The sequence below is a fragment of the Caballeronia sp. PC1 genome (genome assembly GCF_021353155.1).
In the GTDB taxonomy this organism is placed as follows: Bacteria; Pseudomonadota; Gammaproteobacteria; order Burkholderiales; family Burkholderiaceae; genus Caballeronia; species Caballeronia cordobensis.
The window spans coordinates 1,099,680-1,120,883 of the sequence record NZ_JAJUBH010000002.1 but is presented as its reverse complement, the minus strand read 5'-3'; the positions used below and the strand labels follow the sequence as shown (position 1 = coordinate 1,120,883).

Annotated in this window: 21 protein-coding genes; 7 read left to right on the top strand and 14 right to left on the bottom strand. The window is 58.6% G+C overall.

The genetic code is table 11. The annotated features are described in order from the left end of the window. Nucleotides 1-34 precede the first annotated feature (34 nt). Nucleotides 35-799 (top strand): hypothetical protein, encoded by a 765-nt coding sequence (locus LY284_RS21150; RefSeq protein ID WP_233387874.1) that lies wholly within the window; start codon nucleotides 35-37, stop codon nucleotides 797-799. Between the two features lie 39 nt (nucleotides 800-838). On the opposite strand, the gene LY284_RS21145 is transcribed toward LY284_RS21150, so the two are convergent. The 3 genes from LY284_RS21145 to LY284_RS21135 form a co-directional block, all read right to left on the bottom strand. Continuing rightward, entirely contained in the window at nucleotides 839-1,633 is a 795-nt protein-coding gene (locus LY284_RS21145) for a hypothetical protein (protein WP_233387873.1), read from the bottom strand. A 119-nt stretch (nucleotides 1,634-1,752) separates the two neighbouring features. Beyond that, entirely contained in the window at nucleotides 1,753-2,094 is a 342-nt protein-coding gene (locus tag LY284_RS21140; RefSeq protein ID WP_233387872.1) for a PepSY domain-containing protein, read from the bottom strand. A 266-nt stretch (nucleotides 2,095-2,360) separates the two neighbouring features. Continuing rightward, nucleotides 2,361-2,531 carry a hypothetical protein gene (locus LY284_RS21135; RefSeq protein ID WP_233387871.1) on the bottom strand — a complete coding sequence of 57 codons (171 nt, stop codon included), beginning with the start codon at nucleotides 2,529-2,531 and terminating at the stop codon, nucleotides 2,361-2,363. Between the two features lie 6 nt (nucleotides 2,532-2,537). Here LY284_RS21135 and LY284_RS21130 point away from each other — a divergent pair, with 6 nt between their 5' ends. Then, nucleotides 2,538-4,067 (top strand): alkaline phosphatase family protein, encoded by a 1,530-nt coding sequence (locus tag LY284_RS21130; protein ID WP_233387870.1) that lies wholly within the window; start codon nucleotides 2,538-2,540, stop codon nucleotides 4,065-4,067. A 70-nt stretch (nucleotides 4,068-4,137) separates the two neighbouring features. Here LY284_RS21130 and LY284_RS21125 read toward each other — a convergent pair whose 3' ends face one another. The 8 genes from LY284_RS21125 to LY284_RS21090 all read right to left on the bottom strand — a co-directional run bounded on the left by LY284_RS21125 (nucleotide 4,138) and on the right by LY284_RS21090 (nucleotide 12,267). Next, a complete protein-coding gene (locus LY284_RS21125) occupies nucleotides 4,138-5,253 on the bottom strand; it encodes an ATP-binding protein (RefSeq protein ID WP_233387869.1) in 1,116 nt (371 codons plus the stop codon). A 170-nt stretch (nucleotides 5,254-5,423) separates the two neighbouring features. Continuing rightward, nucleotides 5,424-6,086, bottom strand: coding sequence for a response regulator transcription factor (locus LY284_RS21120; protein WP_233387868.1), 663 nt, complete (start codon nucleotides 6,084-6,086; stop codon nucleotides 5,424-5,426). Nucleotides 6,087-6,205: 119 nt separating this feature from the next. Then, nucleotides 6,206-7,045 carry an FTR1 family protein gene (locus LY284_RS21115; protein WP_233387867.1) on the bottom strand — a complete coding sequence of 280 codons (840 nt, stop codon included), beginning with the start codon at nucleotides 7,043-7,045 and terminating at the stop codon, nucleotides 6,206-6,208. A gap of 106 nt (nucleotides 7,046-7,151) precedes the next feature. After that, nucleotides 7,152-8,150: a lysylphosphatidylglycerol synthase domain-containing protein gene (locus tag LY284_RS21110; protein ID WP_233387866.1), complete on the bottom strand. Its 999-nt coding sequence runs from the start codon at nucleotides 8,148-8,150 to the stop codon at nucleotides 7,152-7,154. Beyond that, nucleotides 8,147-8,977, bottom strand: coding sequence for a hopanoid biosynthesis-associated protein HpnK (gene hpnK / locus LY284_RS21105; protein ID WP_233387865.1), 831 nt, complete (start codon nucleotides 8,975-8,977; stop codon nucleotides 8,147-8,149). Before hpnK ends, LY284_RS21110 begins: the two co-directional genes overlap by 4 nt. A gap of 4 nt (nucleotides 8,978-8,981) precedes the next feature. Then, nucleotides 8,982-10,406 carry a hopanoid biosynthesis associated radical SAM protein HpnJ gene (gene hpnJ / locus LY284_RS21100; protein WP_233387864.1) on the bottom strand — a complete coding sequence of 475 codons (1,425 nt, stop codon included), beginning with the start codon at nucleotides 10,404-10,406 and terminating at the stop codon, nucleotides 8,982-8,984. Between the two features lie 23 nt (nucleotides 10,407-10,429). Continuing rightward, nucleotides 10,430-11,641: a bacteriohopanetetrol glucosamine biosynthesis glycosyltransferase HpnI gene (gene hpnI / locus LY284_RS21095; protein WP_233387863.1), complete on the bottom strand. Its 1,212-nt coding sequence runs from the start codon at nucleotides 11,639-11,641 to the stop codon at nucleotides 10,430-10,432. Between the two features lie 251 nt (nucleotides 11,642-11,892). After that, on the bottom strand, nucleotides 11,893-12,267 hold the full coding sequence (locus tag LY284_RS21090) for a hypothetical protein (protein ID WP_233387862.1): 375 nt from the start codon (nucleotides 12,265-12,267) through the stop codon (nucleotides 11,893-11,895). A 173-nt stretch (nucleotides 12,268-12,440) separates the two neighbouring features. On the opposite strand from LY284_RS21090, the gene LY284_RS21085 reads away from it, so the two are divergent. Next, a complete protein-coding gene (locus LY284_RS21085; RefSeq protein ID WP_233387861.1) occupies nucleotides 12,441-13,103 on the top strand; it encodes a response regulator transcription factor in 663 nt (220 codons plus the stop codon). Nucleotides 13,104-13,328: 225 nt separating this feature from the next. Here the strand turns inward: LY284_RS21085 and LY284_RS21080 are convergent, their stop codons facing one another. Then, nucleotides 13,329-13,649 (bottom strand): hypothetical protein, encoded by a 321-nt coding sequence (locus LY284_RS21080; RefSeq protein WP_233387860.1) that lies wholly within the window; start codon nucleotides 13,647-13,649, stop codon nucleotides 13,329-13,331. A gap of 308 nt (nucleotides 13,650-13,957) precedes the next feature. Here LY284_RS21080 and LY284_RS21075 point away from each other — a divergent pair, with 308 nt between their 5' ends. The 4 genes from LY284_RS21075 (at nucleotide 13,958) to LY284_RS21060 (ending at nucleotide 18,545) form a co-directional block, all read left to right on the top strand. Then, nucleotides 13,958-14,740 carry a hypothetical protein gene (locus tag LY284_RS21075; RefSeq protein WP_233387859.1) on the top strand — a complete coding sequence of 261 codons (783 nt, stop codon included), beginning with the start codon at nucleotides 13,958-13,960 and terminating at the stop codon, nucleotides 14,738-14,740. Between the two features lie 18 nt (nucleotides 14,741-14,758). Continuing rightward, nucleotides 14,759-15,157 carry a histidine kinase gene (locus LY284_RS21070; protein WP_233387858.1) on the top strand — a complete coding sequence of 133 codons (399 nt, stop codon included), beginning with the start codon at nucleotides 14,759-14,761 and terminating at the stop codon, nucleotides 15,155-15,157. A gap of 1,293 nt (nucleotides 15,158-16,450) precedes the next feature. Continuing rightward, on the top strand, nucleotides 16,451-18,163 hold the full coding sequence (locus LY284_RS21065) for a methyl-accepting chemotaxis protein (protein WP_233387857.1): 1,713 nt from the start codon (nucleotides 16,451-16,453) through the stop codon (nucleotides 18,161-18,163). A 16-nt stretch (nucleotides 18,164-18,179) separates the two neighbouring features. After that, nucleotides 18,180-18,545: a hypothetical protein gene (locus tag LY284_RS21060; protein ID WP_233387856.1), complete on the top strand. Its 366-nt coding sequence runs from the start codon at nucleotides 18,180-18,182 to the stop codon at nucleotides 18,543-18,545. 336 nt (nucleotides 18,546-18,881) lie between these two features. Here the strand turns inward: LY284_RS21060 and LY284_RS21055 are convergent, their stop codons facing one another. Both LY284_RS21055 and LY284_RS21050 read right to left on the bottom strand, forming a co-directional pair. Continuing rightward, the gene (locus LY284_RS21055) at nucleotides 18,882-20,231 is read right to left on the bottom strand and encodes a GGDEF domain-containing protein (RefSeq protein ID WP_233387855.1); all 1,350 of its coding nucleotides are present in this window, start codon (nucleotides 20,229-20,231) and stop codon (nucleotides 18,882-18,884) included. A gap of 55 nt (nucleotides 20,232-20,286) precedes the next feature. Then, nucleotides 20,287-21,195, bottom strand: coding sequence for a flagellar brake protein (locus tag LY284_RS21050; RefSeq protein WP_233387854.1), 909 nt, complete (start codon nucleotides 21,193-21,195; stop codon nucleotides 20,287-20,289). Nucleotides 21,196-21,204: the final 9 nt, after the last annotated feature.

The following is a 21,204-nucleotide window of genomic DNA, read 5'->3' as shown; positions in this document are numbered from 1 at the left end:
GCCCTCCAACGAACGTTCGCTGATGAGCTGACAGATGAAGAAGAATCCATCTATGAGAAAGATGAACTCCTCGCGCGACCATTCAATCTATCGGACACCGCAACTGGAATTCATCCCACTGCCTCCTCCGACCTTACTTTCATCGTCGTTCACACCGCCTGATCAAGGGGAACTCATTCTTTGGCGCTTCAGAGCCGATCCACACGTACGAAAACGCCGCGAGACACGCGAGACGCTGAATTCCTTGAATCATGCATGTTGCAGACGCTTCCCCAACGCGGCACAGAACAAGCTCTATGTCGCCAGTCGTTTGGCACTGGTCCAAATCCTCGCCAATATGCTCGAATGCTCGCCCGATCAACTCATGTTGCAGGAAGACTCGGAGCATCAACCGAAATTAAATAGCCCCGCCGCAGGCAAGATGCTGAGCATCCGCATTGCTTTTGCGGGGATTTGGATTGTGATAGCAATCAGCCGTTCTGAATTGGGGATTGCAGCTGGATTACCGATTGGCGATAGCGTGAACGGCGCCCGCAGCGCGGAATTGGATGTCGGGACGCCGCCGCCGTCTGCCGTTCCCCACCATGCATTTCGAGACAGCGCTGCGAGTATGAAGGTCCCTGAGAGCGCCGATACCCTTGAAATCTGCTTTCAGAGTGGCGCTCTATCAGTGGCCAAGCGAGAAGATGGAGCCTATGTTTATTTCATCGAGTTGCCCATGCCCGGCGACATTTACGCGCTCCTCGCTGCAGCAGAGCCGATCAGGAGGATCAGAGCTTTCGGATGGTCGAAATATTAGGCCGACCCTAAGCTCCGCGCACGGCACGGCGCGGCTCATCTAAGGATGTGTCGTCGGCTCGGGTCGCTGATCCAGTCGGGACACGAACCACACCGCTACCACCATGAATGCGAGCAGGACCAACGACGCATTCAATCGACTGAACGCGAATCCACCCTGGGCAATCGGCTTGTCGAAGAGGTCCCCGAGCGTCGCGCCAAGCGGTCGGGTCAATACGAATGCAAGCCAGAACAGCAGCGTGCGCGAGATGCTGGTCCACCAGTACAGCGCACAGACGACGACCAGTATGCCGCCAAAGATCAACGCGCCACCTTCGTAACCGAAGCCCAGTCCGCCGAGATCTGCATCGGCTACCCAATCGCCGAGTGCCGTGCCGAGCGTCTGCGAGAACAGGATAGTGATCCAGTAGAACCATTCGACGCGCCGCGTACTGACGGTCAACACGGAAACAGTACCTTCAACGCGATACCAGACGAACAGGCTGAGCATCAGTCCCAACACGATGATCGCAACGCCGCCACCGTAACCCAGTCCGACCGAGCGATCCGCGAAATCGGCGAGCGTGGTGCCGACCGTGGTGGTCGCGATGATCGTCGCCCAATAAAGTAGCGGGTGAAAACGGTCGAACCTGATTTGCGCGGTCACGAAACCGATGAACAGCAATGCAAAGATTGCTGTGCCTATCAGATAGCCCAGGTTGAGGGACATCGTTACCCAATCCCCTCCGGTTTCCCCGAGGGTGGTTGCGGCAATCTTGACAATCCAAAACCCGAGCGTGACCGCCGGAACCTTCAACGCATTGGCGTGCTGTTTCCTCGTCGAGACCTCGATCATTCTTAACCCCTGGCGCATCGCGCGATTATGCGCACCGGAAGACCGCTCCCGGTGCGACTGCGAAGAGGTTCAGGATGACAGTATTTGCTTAAGAAGCACTTAGCGAGATAAACGCACTGTCAATCGTCCTCGCGTTCGTGACGATCCCGCTCGTATTTGTCTTCGGCAACGGAAACCACATTGCCTTGATCTGCATCCACCGTGACATCGAAGACCTTTGTACCGTTGACGACTTCGACTTCGAACGCATTGTGTTGCCTTTTCTGCTCGAACTCCGCGCGGGTTGCTTTTCCGTGCACGTGCTGCTCTGCTGCCGCGATTGCCTGTGAAATTGAGATCTTGGCTTCGCTAATCGCGAGCGCGTCATTTTCACTCGTTGCGGCCGCATAAGTCGAAATTGCGATTGCGCCCGTAGCAACCAGAGCCGCAGACAATACGAGTTTCCAGTGAAGACGTTTCATTGCTCTCTCCGTGGTTTCGCGTGGAATCGAAGGTTCCACGTCGCCAACGGTATGGACGCAAACTTAGCCAATACTGAGCAGCGCCGTTCCGCGCAACGAATAGTCAACTAGCACAACATTGCTTAAGGAAGCCTTATGATCTGCTCAGCAATAAGCCTCTTCACATCAAATAAATCTTCGAAAAGACAGCCAAACGAAAGTCCTCGTTCATGGATTCGCCTCACTGCGATTGCACATTGATGAACGCCACATGCAGCGTTCAACCATCAACTGATCAGGGTGAGACAATGAAGAGAACAAGCAAACGAGTGCTCCTTGGCCGCAGCGCCATCGCCGCTGCCATCACGATTGCCCTTCTTCACACTTCGAGCGCCGCGGCGCGAAATGAAGACGATCATGACTCGCGCGATCGCGAGCACCGCGCCGCAGTTCAGCACGTTCTATTGATCAGTTTCGACGGCCTGCACGAGCAGGACGTCGCGCGATGCATCGCATCCAACTCGTGCCCCAACCTCGCGATACTTGCTAAATCCGGCGTCACCTATTCGAACGCGCATACCCCGGGACTTTCCGACTCGTTTCCCGGTCTCGCCGCGTTGGTGACCGGCGGCTCACCGAAATCCACAGGCTTGTTCTACGACGTGTCTTATGACCGCACACTTTACGCGCCGTCGGACACGGGCTGCAGCGGCACGCAAGGATGGAACGTGGTGTTCGACGAAACCACTGGCATTGACGCGCAAAACGGTGGTCCTCTTATCCATCTCGACGGAGGCGGGGCGTTCAATCCGCAGGCCATTCCGAACGCGAAAGTGGACGGCGTGTGCAAACCTGTGTACCCGCACAATTACGTGAAGACGAATACGGTGTTCGAGGTCATCAAGCAGCGCATACCGAATTCGCGCACCGCATGGTCGGACAAGCACGCCTGGGGCTACGACTGGTTGAATGGTCCTTCAGGCACAGGCGTGGACGATCTCGCCCGCACCGAGATCAACTCGATCGATCCGAATTCGAGCCCGAAAACCGACTACACCGACGTCTACACGCACACCGAGAAGTTCGATGATCTGCACGTGCAGGCGCTCATCAATCAGATCAACGGCAAGAATTCGAGCGGCGATGCCTCGCCCGGCGTGCCGACGATTTTCGGGGCGAACTTCCAGACGCTGAGCGTGGCTCAGAAGGCCGTCTTCAGTTCAGGCGGAGGTTATCTCGACGGAAGCTTCACACCCGGCCCGCAAGTGAGCAATGCCATCGGCTACATCGACGCTTCGCTCGGGCGCATCGTGGCCGAGTTAAAGCAGCGGAATCTTTACCGCTCGACGGCGATCATCGTGACGTCGAAGCATGGACAGTCGCCGGCCAATCATTCAAAGCTCGTCAAGAACGGCAATACACTCGGCAAACTTTTGCAGGCAAACTCGTACCTCGATCCGGACGGCAAGTACGGCCAGAATGCGACGAAGAGCGGCAATTTGAACGACGGCACGGGTCTAGCCGGCACCGGATTCGTTCAAACCGACGATACCGGACTTATCTGGCTGCGCGATCAACGTCAGCTTGCGCAGGTCATCACCACGCTGAAGGATAATCTGAGTTGCAATGCGCCCGGCATCTGCGCGGACAGTCCACGAGCCTACGTGCTTTATGGGCCGCGGCTTGCGGCATCGTTTGGAGATCCTCGCGAAGGTCGCACGCCGGATATCATCGTGCAGCCCAATCCTGGCGTGATCTATACGTCGAGCACGGCGAAAGATGAAGAACACGGCGGAAACGCGCCCGACGATAATCATCTGGGCCTTGTCATGTACGTGCCTGGCGCACAAAACGGTGGTCAGACGGTGAGCGACCGGGTTCTCACCACGCAGGTCGCACCAACCATTCTGAAGCTGCTCGGGGTCGACGCGCGAAACCTGAACTCGGTCAGGCTCGAAGGCACGCAAATGCTGCCTGGATTCGACTCGAAATAAGTTCTGACAGGCAGGGCTCGAGGACTTGCCCGGACCCGGACCCATGGAATGCGGAACGGCCCGGGCACGTTCAGCGAGACATCGTAACGGTCACCACCAGCCCATGAGGTGCGGCCTGCGCGAGTTCCACATGCGCCCCGATGCGCTGGGCGATGGTCGCGACAATCGACAGTCCGAGTCCTGATCCGTCCGCGTCTGTACCGAGCACGCGATAGAACGGATCGAATACCCGCGCACGCTCAGCCGGCTCGATGCCGGGACCCGTGTCCTCGATCCGGATCCATTGCTTTCCTTCCGTTTGCCCTGTGGAGAGATCGACGCGCCCGCCTTTGGGCGCGTAACGGATGGCGTTGTCGACCAAATTCTTGATCATGATGCTCAGGTCCGACTGAGGTGCATCGACGTCGACTTCGTCGGTGCTCGACACGCCGATGTCGAGGCACTTTGCTTCCGCGAGCGGCATCAGATCTTCGAGTACGTTGCGGAAAATCTCCTGCACGCGCACGCTCGTATTCTGCGTCGCCCGGTTGTTCTGCGCGCGCGCGAGCGTCAGCAGTTGCGTCAGCAACGACCGCGAGCGCGCCAGGCCGCTACGCACCGCAGCGAGACGTCCGCGCGCCGCGTCGGACAGCTCGCAATCGCTCAGCCGTTCGACCTGCAATGACAGCGCGGTCAACGGTGAGCGCAACTCATGCGCGGCGTCCGCGACGAATCGTCGTTGCACCGCGATCGAAGCTTCGACCCGCGATAGAAGCCGGTTGATTGCCGTGACGAACGGCGCAATCTCATTCGGCACCTCGGTGCTCGAAACCGGCGAGAGATCGTGCTCAGCGCGCCTGTCGAGATCGGTGGCCAATTTCAAGAGCGGTCTGAACATGTGGCGCAAGATAAGGTGCAGCGCGCCCACCAATATCAGTGCGAGCGCTGCGAACGGCATGACCGTGCTCAGAGCACTGTTCCGTGCGATTTCGTCGCGCCCCGCCGTCTTCTGACCGACTACGACCCGGCTTCCGTTCTCGAGCGTCTTGATGGCAAAACGCCACGACGTGCCGTCTACCATTGCGCTTTGCAGTCCGTCGGGCAGCGACGGCGGAATGAGCAGTGGCGTCGTCTCCTCGACCGTCTGGATGATCAACTTGGAATCGTGATCCGCTCCGGCTACGTGCGCGAGTGCCTCGCGTTCCATGATTTCCAGGGTGCGCGGCGTCACGAGAGCGGAGATTTGTAGAAGCTGACCGTCCTGCAATTCGTTCGCTTCATGGAAGGCAGTCTTGAAAGCGATGACGCCACCGACAGTCGCTATCGCGACTACCAGGATTGACAGACATACCGAGAGCCGAAATTGCAACGAGCCCGTCATGTTGCTTTCGACACCATCCAGCCGACGCCGCGCACATTGCGAATCGCAGAGGCACCCAGCTTTTTACGTAGCGAGTGAATGATGAACTCTACGGCGTTGCTTTCCACTTCCTCGTTCCAGCCGTAAATGCGGTCTTCGAGATCCGCGCGCGAGAGGATCGCGCCCGGCCGTATCATCAAAGCTTGCATGAGTGCGAATTCGCGGCTGGAAAGTCGAACGACGGCACCGTCGGAGCTTGCTTCACGGGTCGCCGGATCGAGACTGAGAACTCCGTTGGTCAGTACCGGTGCCGCCTGACCTCCGCGGCGACGCATGATCGCACGCATGCGCGCAAGCAGTTCCGCGAGATCGAACGGTTTGATGAGGTAGTCGTCGGCGCCTTCGTCGAGGCCTCGAATGCGATCCTCGATTGAATCGCGCGCGGTGATGATGATGATCGGCACCGGATTCTCGATGCGTCGAATGGCGCGCAAGACGTCGATTCCGTCCGTACCGGGCAACCCGAGATCGAGCAGGATGGCGTCGTAGATATGGGTGGCAATGCTCGTAAGCGCGAGCTTGCCTTCGCACACCCAATCGACCGCGTAGCTGCGCTCTCTTAGCGTGTCGCGCACCGATTCACCGATCATGCGGTCGTCTTCGACAAGCAGAACTCTCATGGCTATCCTCCAGCCATCCAATCGAGTCGAAGCTTAGAGGATCGATACTTAGGAAACACTTAGGAAGCGACGACAGCGGGAGCAATTTCCGTTGATTGCGACATTTTCGGCTCTTTCAATCACCTGCGAGCCGGTCCGCCGGTTTGAAGCGTTTTCTGTCGATTGCTCGCAAACCTTGAAAGCCCGACGATGACGCAGCAAGTAAGAAAATACGCGACGATTTGGGAGCCTGCAGGACGAGCGGTATAACCGACAAGCGCGTGCAACATCTTGCCGACGATCGAAGTCTCTTCGAGAAGCCAGGAACTGTCCCACACAACATCGCCCCAGGTCGGCGCGGCGCCCGCCGAAATCAGAAAGCCCACGCACTGACTCGCCATGCCCGCTGCAAGCAACACGATCAGCGCGTTGGTCACGGCAAACAGCTTCTTGATCGGAATTTGCAGCAATCCCGCGTACATGCCGATTCCGAGACTCACGCCGCCGACGAGACCAAGCGCGCCACCGATGACCATTTGCAGTGTCTCGCCGGGCGAACTCACGAGCACGCCATAAAGAAAAAGCACGGCTTCGGCGCCCTCGCGCAGAACCGCCGCGCCGACGACGATCGACAAACCGATCAGGGGCTTGCTCCCGCTCGCCACCGCCTTCCCGACCGCAGAGATTTGCCGGGCCATTTCGCGGCTATGGCTGCTCATCCAGATGCTGTGCCATGCGAGCATGACCACCGCGACGATCATGATCGCCGCATTGAAGAACTCTTGCCCGAGCCCGGACGCCAGATTCGAAAGCGCGTCCGCGAAAACCGCCAGCAGGCCGGCCCCGACGATGCCGCCCAGAAGTCCGCCCGCCACCCACCATCCCCGCCCTGGCACGCCTTTGCTCGCAGCAAGGACGATCGAAACGATGAGGGATGCCTCCAGCACTTCACGAAACACGATAAGGGCTGTGGATAGCATGAGCAGATTCCGTCCGTAACAAAGACCAGAAAGGTAACGGAAATCGGCGAGTAAATGCTTAGCATTTGCTTACGCGCGTACGAGCGTTATTCGCGATTACACTCTGTCATGTTCCATCCGCATGTCGGCCGGCCAGACTGGTTCCTTGCCTCGCAAATTTGAGCAAAAGCAGCGCGATGCCACCCCAGATAAACTCGCGGATGCGCCGAAGCATCGCGAGCGACACCGCGCTTTCCCTGTCGATGCCGAACGCCGTCGCAACCGCGACGATCGCCGCTTCCTGAACGCCGAGTCCTGCCGGCACGACAAACGCAGCATTGCGAACGGTTTGCGCGAGCGCCTCGATCGCTACCGCGCCCATGACCGATACAGAATGCCCGAGCATGTCAAGCGCCGCATAGATTTCGAGCGCACCGACGAGGTATCCGGCGAGTTGCCAGATGAACGCCCTCGCGATCAGCCACGCGCGGGCGAGCAGCGACCGTATATCGCCGTCGAGACGCGCGCCGTCGAGTCTCGCGACCAGCCCGTGAGCGGGATCGAGCCAGCGGCGCGCGAGCACTTCGAGCCGACGGAACGGCGCGCCCTTATGAGCCACGACGAACGCCGCGATACCGATCGGCAGCGATATGACCAGGCCGATGCCGATCGCGTCGACGATGGCGCCGCCGGAAGCGTCGGCATGAAAGTGCAGCAGCGCGAGGCCGAGCATCGCGAGCGCGTACTGCACGGCGATCGTCACCAGCATTTCCACGATGACCGACGCGCTGACGCGGCTCAAATCCGGCAAGTATTTGCTTGCGAGACGAATGCCCGCGACTTCGCCGCCGATGCCGAGCACCGGCAGCAGACGCCCGACCGCTTCCCGCACGGCCGCGATCCACCAGAGGATCGGCAGGGGAATGCGCGCGTCGAGCAAAAGATGCCACGCTCGCGCGTCGAGCAACAAAGGCAACGCGTGGAGCGGCACGAGCCAGAGAAGCACGGGACCTGTGCGCGCGATCGACGCCACCGAGTCGGCCACGCCCTCGTGAATCGCGAGGACGGCGAGCAGCCCAATGGCGGCGGGCCAGCGCAAGTGGCCGAGCCATTTGCGCGATATCATCCGACAGACCTCTGCGCGCGATGTCCGAAGGCGTCGGAAAAGCCTCCATGCATCGAGCCGGACGCCTTGATGGCTCGCGCAACGCGAGCCGAACAAAGGCCGGCGAGTTCCTCCGAGTGGCGATAATCCTGCATCGCGGACGTGATCGCATCATCTCCTTCGACCGCAGGATGGCTGTAAATCTCGAACACGCCCGCCGGCGCATCGGCGAGAAGCGCGAGCAAGGCGGCTTCATCCATGCATCCCGTCGATGAAATGCCCGCGACCCAGTCGTTGTACGCGATGCCGGCGCGATCGAGACGCGTCTTGACGAACGCGACCCAAGGCGCGAGCAGCAGCGATCCGCGCTTTTCGCGTGGCAAGCGCATCGCGCGCATGCCGAATTTCTGCCCGATCTCCAGAATCAGCGAGAGCACCGTCGGATGCAAATGGAAATGCTTGTGCGTATTCACGTGATCGAGTTCGAGGCCCGTCGCGGCGAAGGCCTCGAACTGCGCTTGAATTTCTCGCGCCAGTTGCCGTCGCACATTCCGATTCAAAAAACGCACCGCGTTCGCGAACATCGAACCTTCGAAATGTCCTCCCGTATCGACCAGGCTCGGGATTTGCCACGGTGGCGACGTACTCGGACCGTCGGTCAGGGTGATGTGAAGGCCGACGCGCAAGCGCGGCATGTCGCGCGCGCGTTCGACCGCGTCGTATGCGGCGGGCCCGCCGACCATCAGGCTCGCGCATGTGAGCACGCCTTCGCGATACGCGCGGGCGACTGCTTCATTGATGCGCTCATGCAAGCCGAAGTCATCGGCCGTGACGATCAGCGCGCGCATCGCATTACACCTCATGCGCGCGCAGGAAGCGGAAGAACTCGACGCCTTCGCGTAAGCGCCGCGTCGTCATCTCCCAGCTCGTCAGCATCTCGCGCACGATCTCCCAGATCTTTCCCGGGCGAAAATAGAAGCGCTTGTAAAAGCGTTCGAGGTCGTGATAAATCTCATCGCGCGATAAATGCGGATAGCCGATCGCGGCCAGCTGCACGCCCTCGCTGCTTACGAGATTGATCGTCCTGTTCTCTTCCATCCAGCCGTTTTCCACTGCCTGCTTGTAGAGCGCAGTGCCGGGATAAGGCGCGGCGAGCGACACCTGTATCGTATGCGGGTTCAGTTCCTTCGCGTATCGAATCGTCTTCTCGATGGTTTCTTTTGTCTCGCCGGGAAGCCCGAGGATGAACGTGCCATGCACCTTGATGCCGAGCTTGTGGCAGTCGTCGGCGAATCGGCGCGCAATGTCCGTACGCAGCCCCTTTTTGATGTTGAGCAGGATCTGGTCGTCGCCCGATTCATAACCCACGAGCAACAGCCGCAGCCCGTTCTCCTTCATGATCTTGAGCGTCGCATAAGGCACGTTCGCCTTCGCGTTGCACGACCACATGACGCCGAGCTTGCCCAGACCGCGCGCGATTTCCTCGACACGCGGCTTGAAGTCGGTGAAGGTGTCGTCATCGAACATGATCTCTTTGACTTCGGGCATGTTGTCGCGAATCCACTTCACTTCTTCGAGCACGTTCTCGACCGAGCGCACGCGATAACGATGTCCGCCGACAGTCTGCGGCCACAGGCAAAACGTGCAGCGCGAGCGGCAGCCGCGTCCCGTGTAGATCGAGACGTAGGGATAGTGCAGATAGCCGATAAAGTAATTCCTGATATTCAGGTTCCGTTTGTAGACCGGCGCCACGAACGGCAATTCGTCCATGTTCTCGAGAATCGGCCGCGCTTCGTTGTGTTCGATGGAGCCGTCCGGGCCGCGATAACTCAGTCCCTTGATGCTCGAAAACGGTTGGCCTTCCGCGATTTCCTTGCACGTGAAATCAAACTCTTCGCGACAGACAAAATCGACTGCGTCGCTTGCCACAAGCGAGTTATGCGGATCGACAGCAACCTTCGCGCCGACCATGCCGATGCAGACCGACGGCACGCGCGCTTTCAGATGCTCCGCAAACAGCGCATCGGTCGGAAACGAAGGCGTGCTCGTATGAATGATGACGAGTTCATATTGCGAGGCGAGGTTCAGTGCCGCATCGACAGACAGTCCATCGGCGGGTGCATCGACAACACAGCTTCCGGGAATGAGCGCCGCCGGCTGAGCCAGCCATGTCGGATACCAGAACGAGCGGATCTCGCGCTTGGCCTGATAGCGCGAGCCCGCACCGCCGTCGAAACCGTCGAATGAAGGCGCCTGGAGAAAGAGTGTGCGTTTCATGGTGCAAGTTCCGGGTGGTTGCGTTACTGACTATCCGAAGCGTTGGTGTCGTACGGATTGCGCGCATCGTCGAGCGGCACGCGCACGCCGCGCCAGACAACGCTGGATCCGAACAGCGCGGCAAGCCATTGTAGACAGAGCATCCCGTCGCGCAATGGAATCAACGGCAAGTCGCGCCAGAACGCGCGCCAAGAGTTCGCGCAGCGCCAATGCAACAATAGTCGTGCGCTTATCCCCAGAGAGGTGCTCAGATCCACGACGGTATCCGCGGTCGACTGCGCGAGCGTCGCTCCGCTCTCAAGACAGAGTCCGAGCAGTGCGCCCGTCAGGAGCCAGGGTGTCGTGAAGGTAAGGCACAAGAACACAAAGGCAAGCGGATTGATCGAACGGATCGTCCGCAGCCAGCGGGTCTCGCGCTCCCACAGCGCCGCAACGCGATGCTCGGTAACATCCGTTGCGACGACGACATCGGAAAGCACAGTGCGCAAGCCGATCATGCGCGCGCGTTCGGCAAGCCAGTAGTCGTCGGCGAGGCAGTCGCGTATCGCTTCAAAGCCCCCTATTTTGACGAGCGTTTCACGCGTGAGCGCGATCGTCGCGCCGAATCCGAATCGTCCGTAACCGCCCGCATTCGCCATATGAACCGATGGCGCGAACCATTCGTCGATAAAGAGCGCACCGACTGCCGGCCAGAAACCGTCCACGCGCCGGCCGCGATAGAGACACGTCACCACGCCGACGCCTTCATCCGCGAGCGGCGCGATCACACGCGCGAGATAGTCCGGCCCGACGGCGATGTCGCTGTCCGCGATTACGATGACATCGTGCTTTGCGCAGGACGCCAGGTTGATAAGATTGCTGACCTTCCGATTGCTCCCGTGCACGGTGCTGTCGATCACGAGTTGCATGTCGCACTCGGGATAGGCCCGCGCGAGCTGCCGAACGATGCGCACGGCGGGGTCGGCGGCACTCGCCACGCCGAAGACGAGTTGAAAGGACGGATGTGTCTGCGTGCAGAACGTCTCGAGATTCGCGTAAAGCTGCGGCTCCGCACCGCACAGCGGTTTGAGAACACTCACTGCTTCCAATGCTCCGGTGCGAGTTTCGGAGTCGGGTCTTCGTATCGTGGCGCCGGCTGATCCCGGATGCACGAGCGCCACGATCGCCGCATGACACGTAGCCGCGCAACAGAGCACGATGACCAGCCACAGGAAGACCAAGTCCGAACTCCCCATCGTGAGCGCCGCCAGCACCCACGCACACGCACGCCGTCGCGCGAAATGACTCGCAATCGACAAGGATGCGATGCAGGAGTGGACGCGGCGCAAAGTGGAACTGCGCGAAGATCACAAGTGAATCGAAGCCTGGGGCCTCGATGCTTAAGAGATGCTTAACGATGAAACCCGGCCCGGCATTGCTGACAACCATGAATATCGGCTGACTGAAACGTAAGCATCCGCTACGCCGATCGATGCCTGAGCATGTGTCAGCCGGTATGGCATGGAAGGAGCGCCCGCGTCATCACTTCTCGCGTCGCGGCGGGATGCAGTTCGACGTGTAGCTGCACGAGCCAGTCATCATTTCGGGGCACCGCAAACACCAGTCCCTTCATGGTTCCATCCGTCCAATAGATGCGATGCGAATCGCGCGCCGATTCGAACGCCCGTTTCGCCATGCGCCGCACGCACAATACGATGACCGCCGCGCTCGCTAGCGTCGTCATTCGCACGGCGGTCGATTCGAACGCGGGCAGACGCCCTGAACATACGCACATCGCAAGGCACGCCGCATCCGACACCGCGATGCAAAGCGCGATCAACACCGCATTGGCGCGCACTGATATGACAGTCGACGCTTGCATGGAATTATTTCCTGATACGGCCAAGGAGTGAATCTTTGTCTGCATAGTGCAGCGTCGAACCTTAACTAAGCCTTAGCGCTTTTTGCGTGTGAATGCCGGTTTCACGATGTAAGGATTTCTTAAGCAATAAGAGATGAAAATTTAATGTGACACCAGTACGTAGGAGACTTTAGATGCGGCTGCTTTTGGTGGAAAACGATGAGATGATCGCCGAGACCTTGCTTGCTGCGCTTCGCCGCATGAGCTACACGGCGGACTGGGCGAAGCGCGCCTGCGAGAAGGAGATTGCGCGGTATCGCAGCGTCTATGACCTCATCATATTCGACCTCGATACGCAGCGGTCCAATGGAATCACGGCGCAGGATTGGTGTGACGATCAATCAGACGGTGCGCCAGTGATCTTCCTAACCGCACTCGAGACAGCGGACGATTCCGCCGACGAGGGATGTCCGCACAGCAACAATCAACTAGTCGGGTCGTTTGATTTGGAAAAGCTTGCCACGCGAGTTCGAACGCTCCTCCGGCATCGCGCGGGAACGGATCCATCGATATGGGTGCATGGTGAGTTGAAACTCGATCCGGTCGCTCGGGTAGTGACCCAATCCGGAGTTGCGCTGAGTTTGACTCCGTTTGAATTTGCGATACTCCAGGCACTGATGGAGGATCCAGAACATGTGTTCCGATCTTCTGAGCTCGAAAAAAGGAGCAACTGCATTGAAGGGCGCACGGAGATCCACGCGGTTGAAACCAGCCTCGACGGTCTGCGCCGCAAGATCGGAGCCTCCGAGATTGTGGCTGTCCGCGGGGTCGGTTATCGATTGCGACGCCTGGCATAGCACCTCAGTCTTTCGGCCGAAACGGCGAGCGTGTCATGGCCCCGTCTATGCACTCCACTGGTCCATGGGTCTGAATACCTCGACCAACACGACGCTCAGAATCAACCCGTAGTTCGAAGACGTAAGCGCTTAACGACCGAGCGCCAAGTCCAACTCAGGGTCCAGTCAGCGGACTTGCGACGAGCAGCGCCAGAAGCATCGGATCAGGTGTAATGTCTGTTGAAGTCACCGAGCCGAGTCTGCTGAGATGCTCAATCGAATTCGCAACGCACAGGTTTCCAGCGTCGCAGCCAGATCTTTCAAGAGATCGAAACTGGCGCCGGAAAGCAACAAGCAGTCGTCTACAAGCGCCTGTAAAGAAACCACCTGCTGATCGACCGCATAACGCGTTCCGTCCTCGCGATCGTTCCATAGCTGATGCTGTGGATGCGGATTGGGATTTTCCACGTACAGCGCTATCGACGCAGGCTCGTCTCCCATCGGCACGAGCAACTCGAGTTCCAACGGAGGAAGCCGCCCACCGTTGAGGGTAGCAATGACTGTCATTTCGCTGTCGTCCGGATGAATGTCGGCTGAGTGTCGGGTTCGAAACTTAGGCTAGCCTTAGAAAGATCCAGAACCGCCCTAAGGTCGCGTTAAGGTTCGTTAATGAAGCCCGACATGTACGCCAGGATCTCGTCTCGGCATGTCATTGCGCTGGACGCATACCACAACTTCGTGCAGAGGTCTTAGATGCGCATTTCGCGTCGCCCGCTAAGGGATGGCTAAGTCTGTCTGATCAGAGTCTCACCCAGGAAAGCGCCACATTACTTGAAGCCTCCTTTTCATGTGGCGCCAAACTTCGGAGCCTGTTTATGGCGAATACACGAATTTCCAATGTGATGTGGGCAGACAACAAAGTGCCAGAGGTCACGATCACCTTCTGGTTGATCAAGATTCTTTCCACCACGGTCGGCGAAACAGGTGCCGACTACCTTGCAGTGAATGTGGGGCTCGGAACTTTGATCACCGATGCAATCACCGCCATAGCCCTAGCGGTAGCGCTCGGCTTCCAGTTCTACTTTCGAAAACTCGTTCCGTGGGCGTACTGGCTAAGCGTCGTGTTGGTAAGCGTTGTCGGCACTCAGGTGACGGACGCGCTCACCGACGGAGCCGGCGTGAGCTTGTACGTCAGCACAGCATGCTTCACCGTGCTGCTCGCGATCGTTCTTGCATCATGGTACCGATCCGAAAGAACGCTATCAATTCGACATATCGATACTCGGCGCAGAGAGATTTTCTACTGGGTAACCATTCTCTGCACGTTCGCTTTGGGCACTGCGGCGGGTGATCTTGCGACAGAAGCACTCGGACTCGGCTTCTCGTGGGGCGTGGTCGTCTTTGGCGCCCTGATTGCGGCTACTGCTGCCGGCGCATCCATCGGCATGAACCGTGTGCTGGCGTTCTGGATCGCTTACATCCTCACTCGTCCGTTCGGCGCCTCTTTAGGCGACCTGCTCTCGCAATCGCGGACGTATGGTGGAGTTGGGCTCGGCACGGTCTACACGAGTGCGGGCTTTCTCGCTGTGATCGTCGCGCTGGTGATCTTTGTGAGCGTCAGGAAGCCCGTGCATAAAGAATCCGCGGTTCAGAGTTAAATTCAAGGAGAACAGATCATGCGAGCAAACAAGCTGTTGGTTGTCGGCGCTACAGTGGCCTTGGGCAGCGCGGTGTTTCTCACCTCGCTCTCGCCCTTCGGATTCGAATTGGTCGATTCCGTTCAAGCGGCCTCCAAACTTGGTGACCTGTCGCCGTTCCGCGCCATTGTGGTCGACACGGCGACCAAGGTCGACAAAGGGGACCTTGCCGGTGCGAAGACGCGCATAAAGGATCTTGAAACGTCGTGGGACGACGCGGAAGCCGGTCTGAAGCCACGCGCAGCGGCCGATTGGCATCTGGTCGACAAAGCCATCGACCGCGCGCTCGACGCGTTACGGGCGAAAGCGCCCGATCAGTCCAGCTGCAAAAAGGCCCTCCTCGACCTGCTTGCGACCATGGACAAGGTGAGCGGATAAGGCGGTGCTACGGAGAAGGTTCAGTCCTGGCCGGCGGATGGCCGCTATTTGCTCTAGTCGCGCAGCGGCGGCAAGCCGAGACGCATCTGCTCTTCACGATAGGCAGCCGAAAATTTTGCATTCCCTGAACGGACTTCGCTCAGCCATCGAGCGAGGTCCGCCGCGCATCCCTCGGAATCAATGTCGCTGAAGCATTCGGAGTCTTGCGGCATCTGCTCCGCGGCCCAGTGGAACGCAAAAAACGTCTGCCGGTCCGCAAGCCCGAGTCGCAATGAATCAGTTTTGCCGCTAGCGAACCAAGTTCTGATCGCGTGAGCATGTTTCGCCCTCGACGTAATTGAATACGGGTGTACCCCCATTCCTCCCGCTAAGTAGGTCGGCCGTCACTGCGGAGACTACGAAATCCGTCGCACGTGAAGCTGAATCGCAGCTCGCAATGGCAGCCGCCGAGCTACGCCTCGTGGCCAGTATTGTCAGCGGAGCAGACGTTCGAAGACACGATGTACGGATGCTTCAGACGAGATTCGTCCGCGGCAAACTCGGTTAGCCAGCAGCGCATCGCGTGCGATCACCAAACTTCGGGGGCCGGCCCGCGGCGATTCGCGTCGCACGTGAGCGCTTTTCGGCAAATTTCGGCCCCGCTTGCTCGATCCCCCTAGTCGAATCCACGCGGCTGTGGCAAGCACGAACGAAAGTTTCCTTTAACTGGACGACGCGCATTCAGCTCGGCCAACTCGATTGAAACGTTGCAGAGAACACGCCAAACAACGGCAACGCTTCCCCCAAGTCGAAGTTATTTTCACCAAGACACGCGCGCTGGTTGCGGCCGACAGGGCTTTCGCATAGACAGTAGTAATGTTGTCCGCTGCTAGCATGAGCACAACGCATTCCGCCCGCCGCGTTGGCTTCATTCTCTAAATCGCGCGAGAAAGGCTTGGGGAGATTGCTGGTCTTCGTTAAGCGCGCTTCATTCCATTCTCTCGTTCGAATCGTTGATATGACCTACGTGCGTAGTCCGCTAGGTCATCCCTCGATCAGCAGCCAAGCCAGCGGCAACAAAGGCGCTGGCGTCCCGCCGCTAACCTGCCTACTAGAAACAAACAATTTGACTGCGGTCAATATTTTCGAGTTTCTTCTCCTGTCGAATCGTTTCGCTCAACCGAAATATAGTTCGAGACTGTGCGGATCGGTATCCACAGCGCTCTATGCCCGTCTCCGCGGGCTCACGACTAAATCACCATCGCGAAGCCGTTCTGTAAGCCGGCGATGTGTTTATCTATCGAAGGATTTCCGATGTCGCAGTTCTTCTCTTCCATAAAATCCAGAATCATTCTGGTCCTCACAGCCAGCATGCTCATCACGATTCTCGTGGGTGGAGCAGGGCTGTATGGCATGTCGAGTCTGAGTGGCTCCATGCAGGAAACGTATCGCGGCAATATCGTTCCGATCACGCGCGTGGCAAAGGTACGCGCTGCGATGATGAATATGCGCCTCGCGCTGTGGAGAATGCAGGCTCAGCAGATCAAGGATCTGGTCCCGAAGGTTCGGGAATTCCAGTCGCAGATGGACAGTGACTGGAAGAGCTATTACACGGGCGGTGACATCACCAGTCCGTCCGAGCAGGCGATCGCCGACAAGATCAACGCACTGATTCCGCGATTCGAAGCCGCTGTGGCGCAGGAACTTCCGTTCATCGAGGCCGGAGATTTTGCAGCGGCAGGCAGACTTCAAACGGAAACCGTGTTCCCGATGGGCAACGAACTCTCGGATCTGATCGGCGACGACTTCGAGAATAATGCCGATCAGGCGCGGGACGCATCGGCGGCAGGCGAAGCACAAGCGGCACGCCTTACGTGGATCAACCTGACCTTGATCCTGATCGGCGCGACGTTTCTGACGGCATCGACGGTCTATCTCGTCCGAGTCATTACGGTTCCGCTGAACAACACGGTCAGAATCGCCAGCGATATTTCGGAAGGCCGTCTCGATAGCCGGATCGTAGCGAAGGCACAAGGCGAATTTGGCCGCTTGCTGGACGCCATGAAAACCATGAGCGAGAACCTCGCCGGCACGGTGCGAGGCATTCGCGATTCGAGCGAGTCCGTCAATGTGGCTGCGGCGCAGATCGCGGCGGGCAATCAAGACCTGTCGGCGCGTACCGAAGAGCAGGCTTCATCGCTGGAACAAACCGCCGCGAGCATGACGCAGCTCACCGAAACCGTTCGTCAAAACGCCGACAACGCGCGCCAGGCGAACTCGCTCGCCAACAATGCGCGCGAAATGACGGACGCGGGCAGCGCGGCAGTCGAATCCATGGTTGCCACGATCAAGGACATCAGCGCGGACTCCAGCCAGATTGCGGAAATCACCGGCATGATCGAAGGCATCGCCTTTCAGACCAATATTCTCGCGCTGAACGCGGCCGTGGAAGCGGCGCGCGCCGGAGAGCAGGGCCGCGGGTTCGCGGTCGTGGCGGGTGAAGTGCGCACACTGGCGCAACGCGCGTCGGTGGCGGCCAAGGAGATAAAGGAACTGATCGAAGCTTCGGCCAAGAAAGTGCACCGGGGCGCGGAACAAGCCGGTGTCGTCAGCGCCAACATGGATCAGGTCAGTCATGCGATTGGCCGGGTATCCGACATCGTCGGCGAGATCACGGCTGCATCGGACGAGCAAAGCAAGGGCATCGAACAGGTCCACGCAGCGATCACGCAAATCGACGAGGTCACGCAGCAAAACGCCGCCCTGGTCGAAGAAGCCGCTGCCGCTGCGCAATCGCTGCAGGAACAGGCCGACCGGATGAAATCGGATATGGGCTTCTTCCGACTCGATGGCGACGTATCCGCGATCACGCGAAAAGCGCCTGTCCCCTCGCCCGTCAGGAAACTGCCAACCGCATCATCGATCGTGAAGCCCCGAAAGGCGATGTCGTCCGCCAGCACAAAGGCAATCGATCCTTCCGCATCGGCACCGGCACCGGCCGACGAATCCGAATGGCAAACCTTCTGACGCCAAGGAGCAAGGCATGAATACATCTTTGCAAGTCAACCGTCACCTTCAGGCCGAGCTTCCGCGCGCAACCGAAGACATGGATTCACTGACGACGTGCGAATCGGCTGGCCCCGTTCTTCGCGCTGACATGAAACCCGAAGATCTGGTGGTATCGCTTGGCAACGGCTACATCCAGTCGACAGCCCGGCTTGTCGTCACGCAGGAAATCGCTCAGGTGTTGATCTCGTTGACGCAGCAGGAACAGCGAATCGAAGCGGAGGCGCTGTTCAAGAAACGCATGGACAGGATTCTCGCGCTCGGCGACGACAATCCCATGCCGCAGGCGTTTCAGGACGAACTGCTGATCGAAGTGCGCAAGTGCTTGAACGCACTTCGATGAACCGGTCCATTGCGGTGAAACAGCATGGCAATCTATCAGGAAAGCAAGTACGTAACCGTCTTCAAACACATTGCGTTCGATGCGCTTCACGCGGCAGGATCGCGCGCACCACATTCAGGCGTCTATCGCTGCGAAGGATGCGGCGTCAATGAAGTAGCGATCTCGGGACACCCGCTGCCGGCGCAAAGTCATCATCGACATAGCGGCTTACAGGAAGGTTCGATCAGATGGCGGTTGATCGTGGCGACTAGTTAGCGTCGCGAAGAAACGCAAGCATGCATCATGCAAAAGAAAAGCCGCCCTCGGGCGGCTTTCTATCGACTGCGAAAAAGAGGCTCAAGGCAGCATGAAAGCCGCCTTCTCCGGCGACACGCTTCCCGCCGAAAAGCACACCTGATTCTTGCCGTGTTGCTTTGCTTCGTACATGGCGCGATCCGCTGCGCTCAGCAGCGTGTCGGGCGTTGCGGGCCCGTCCATGAAAAAACTCACGCCGATGCTGCACGATGCAGTCAGTTCGATGCGGTCGAGCAGAATCGGACGCGAACACGCCGAAAGCAGCCGCTCGACGATGCTTCGACAATGTTCCGCAAATCGCACGCCCGGCAAAATCGCGACAAACTCGTCGCCGCCGATTCGCGCAATGAAGTCTCCCTCGCGAAGCGCCTGGCTCAAGCGCTCGCCAATGGCCGCGAGAAAGCGGTCGCCTGTTTTGTGCCCTTGTGAATCGTTGATCAGTTTGAATCCGTCGAGATCGATGAAAGCGAGCGCAAAGGTTTCGTTTACCCGAACGCATCGCTCGATGAATGCATCGAGCTTCGTCACGAGCGAGCGGCGATTCGGCAGCCCCGTCAGCGCATCGCGATAAGCGGCCGCTTCGAGTTGCTTCTGCTTTTCTCTCAGCTCGGTCACGTCCGCAATCAGAAAGATGAAGTTCTCGACCGCGGTCTCGCTCGCCTTGACAGCGGTCACCGTTACTTGTGCGACGAACGAGCCGCCATGCTTCTTTCGCCCCGTACTTTCGATGCGCAAATGTTCGGTCGTGCCGGAGAGCAGCATGGCCGAAAACTCCGCGATGCCATCCTCGCTCTTCAGAAACGATTCGATGGAAAAGCCCATCGCTTCGTTTTGAGCAAAACCCGTCGTCGCGCAGAACGCGTGGTTGACCTCGACGATCCGCCCTTGATGATCGGTAATGGCAATCGCCTCGCTGGAATAGGTGAAGACATTGGACGCTTTGAGCAGGCGCTTGTTCGCCAGCTTCTGAAAGGTGATGTTTCGCGCGATTTTCGAAGCGCCAATGATTGCACCCTTGCCGTTCCGGACGGGCGAGACTGTCACGGAAACATCGACTTTGCCGCCGTCTTTCCGGATACGCGTCGTATCGAAGTGATCGACCCGCTCTCCTCTTATCACGCGCGCCAGAATCATGTGTTCTTCTTCGAGGCGTTCGGGAGGGATGAGCACCAATACGGGCCGGCCGACAATCTCGTTCTGCTCGTAGCCGAAGATGGCGCGCGCACCGTTGTTCCATGTGCGGATGATGCCGTCGAGCGTCTTGGCAACGATGGCATCGTCGGAAGAATCGATGATGGCTTCCGCAAGATGAAGCGAGGTCGTCTGATCGAAGCTGTCGGTGAAATTTCCGGCAGCGAGTGTGGAATGACCTTTAGCCTCGGACTTTCTCATCTGCTTTCCTGTTGCGCGGTTTTCGACGCCTATTCTGAAACTCGCTGTCGCTCGATCAATTCGGGGCGGAACTCAGGCTCGTTGCGATGTCGAAGATATAGTTTTGCAGGCTCGCTCTCTCCTGGTCGGAAAGACCTTGCAGTTCGACGCCGAAGACCTTGTGATGCGCGCCTCTGACCGACGCGTTTCTGACGATGCCTGTCAGCATGAGCGACGATCCAAAGCCGTCGCCGGCCGGCAATCGCAGCGAGATTCGAAAATGCTCGCCAACCATCAGATCCGCTTCCGGTACGGAAATGCCCATTCCGCCGATGCTCAGATTGACGATGGTCGCATCGAATCCGCTTGTCGTCATGTCGTTGCGGATGACGCGCGCATCGAGATCGACATCGACGCGAAGATGGCGCCGGAAAATCTGACGCGTCGCCTGCACTGGAAGATCGATGTGGAGGATATCGAAAGGTTCGAATACGCGAGCCTGCACGCGACTATGAAACATGTAGATATAGCGGCCGACGACGATCTTTCCCTTGACTTCGACACCCGGCTGAAATGCGTCCGCGCACTGTGGCACCGTGACCAGCAGGCTTTGCCCTTTCAGCGTTCCCACGAAGTTCGCGCTGAACGACACGTCTTCTTGCCTGCTCAAGCTCAGAAGAAAGAATTCCGGACCGCGCGTGAAAGCCGGGAACGACGTGACGACCGGACCCTGCGAGCGAATCTCGCGAGACTGCGTACGCGTGTTGGTGTTCAGAATGCCGAATACCCGTCCATTCTGGATTCCGCGATAGTCTCCGCGCATCTCATGCCTGAACGCCTTCATTTCGATCAGGCGATCGATCTGATCCTGTTTCTGGATCACATAACCTCGTCCTAGCAGAAGATCTCCGGCGACGGAATAGACCGGAAACTGCAAAGGAACGCCGACGCTCAGATCGGCATGGGAGACTCTAACTCGGGCCATGTTCTAATC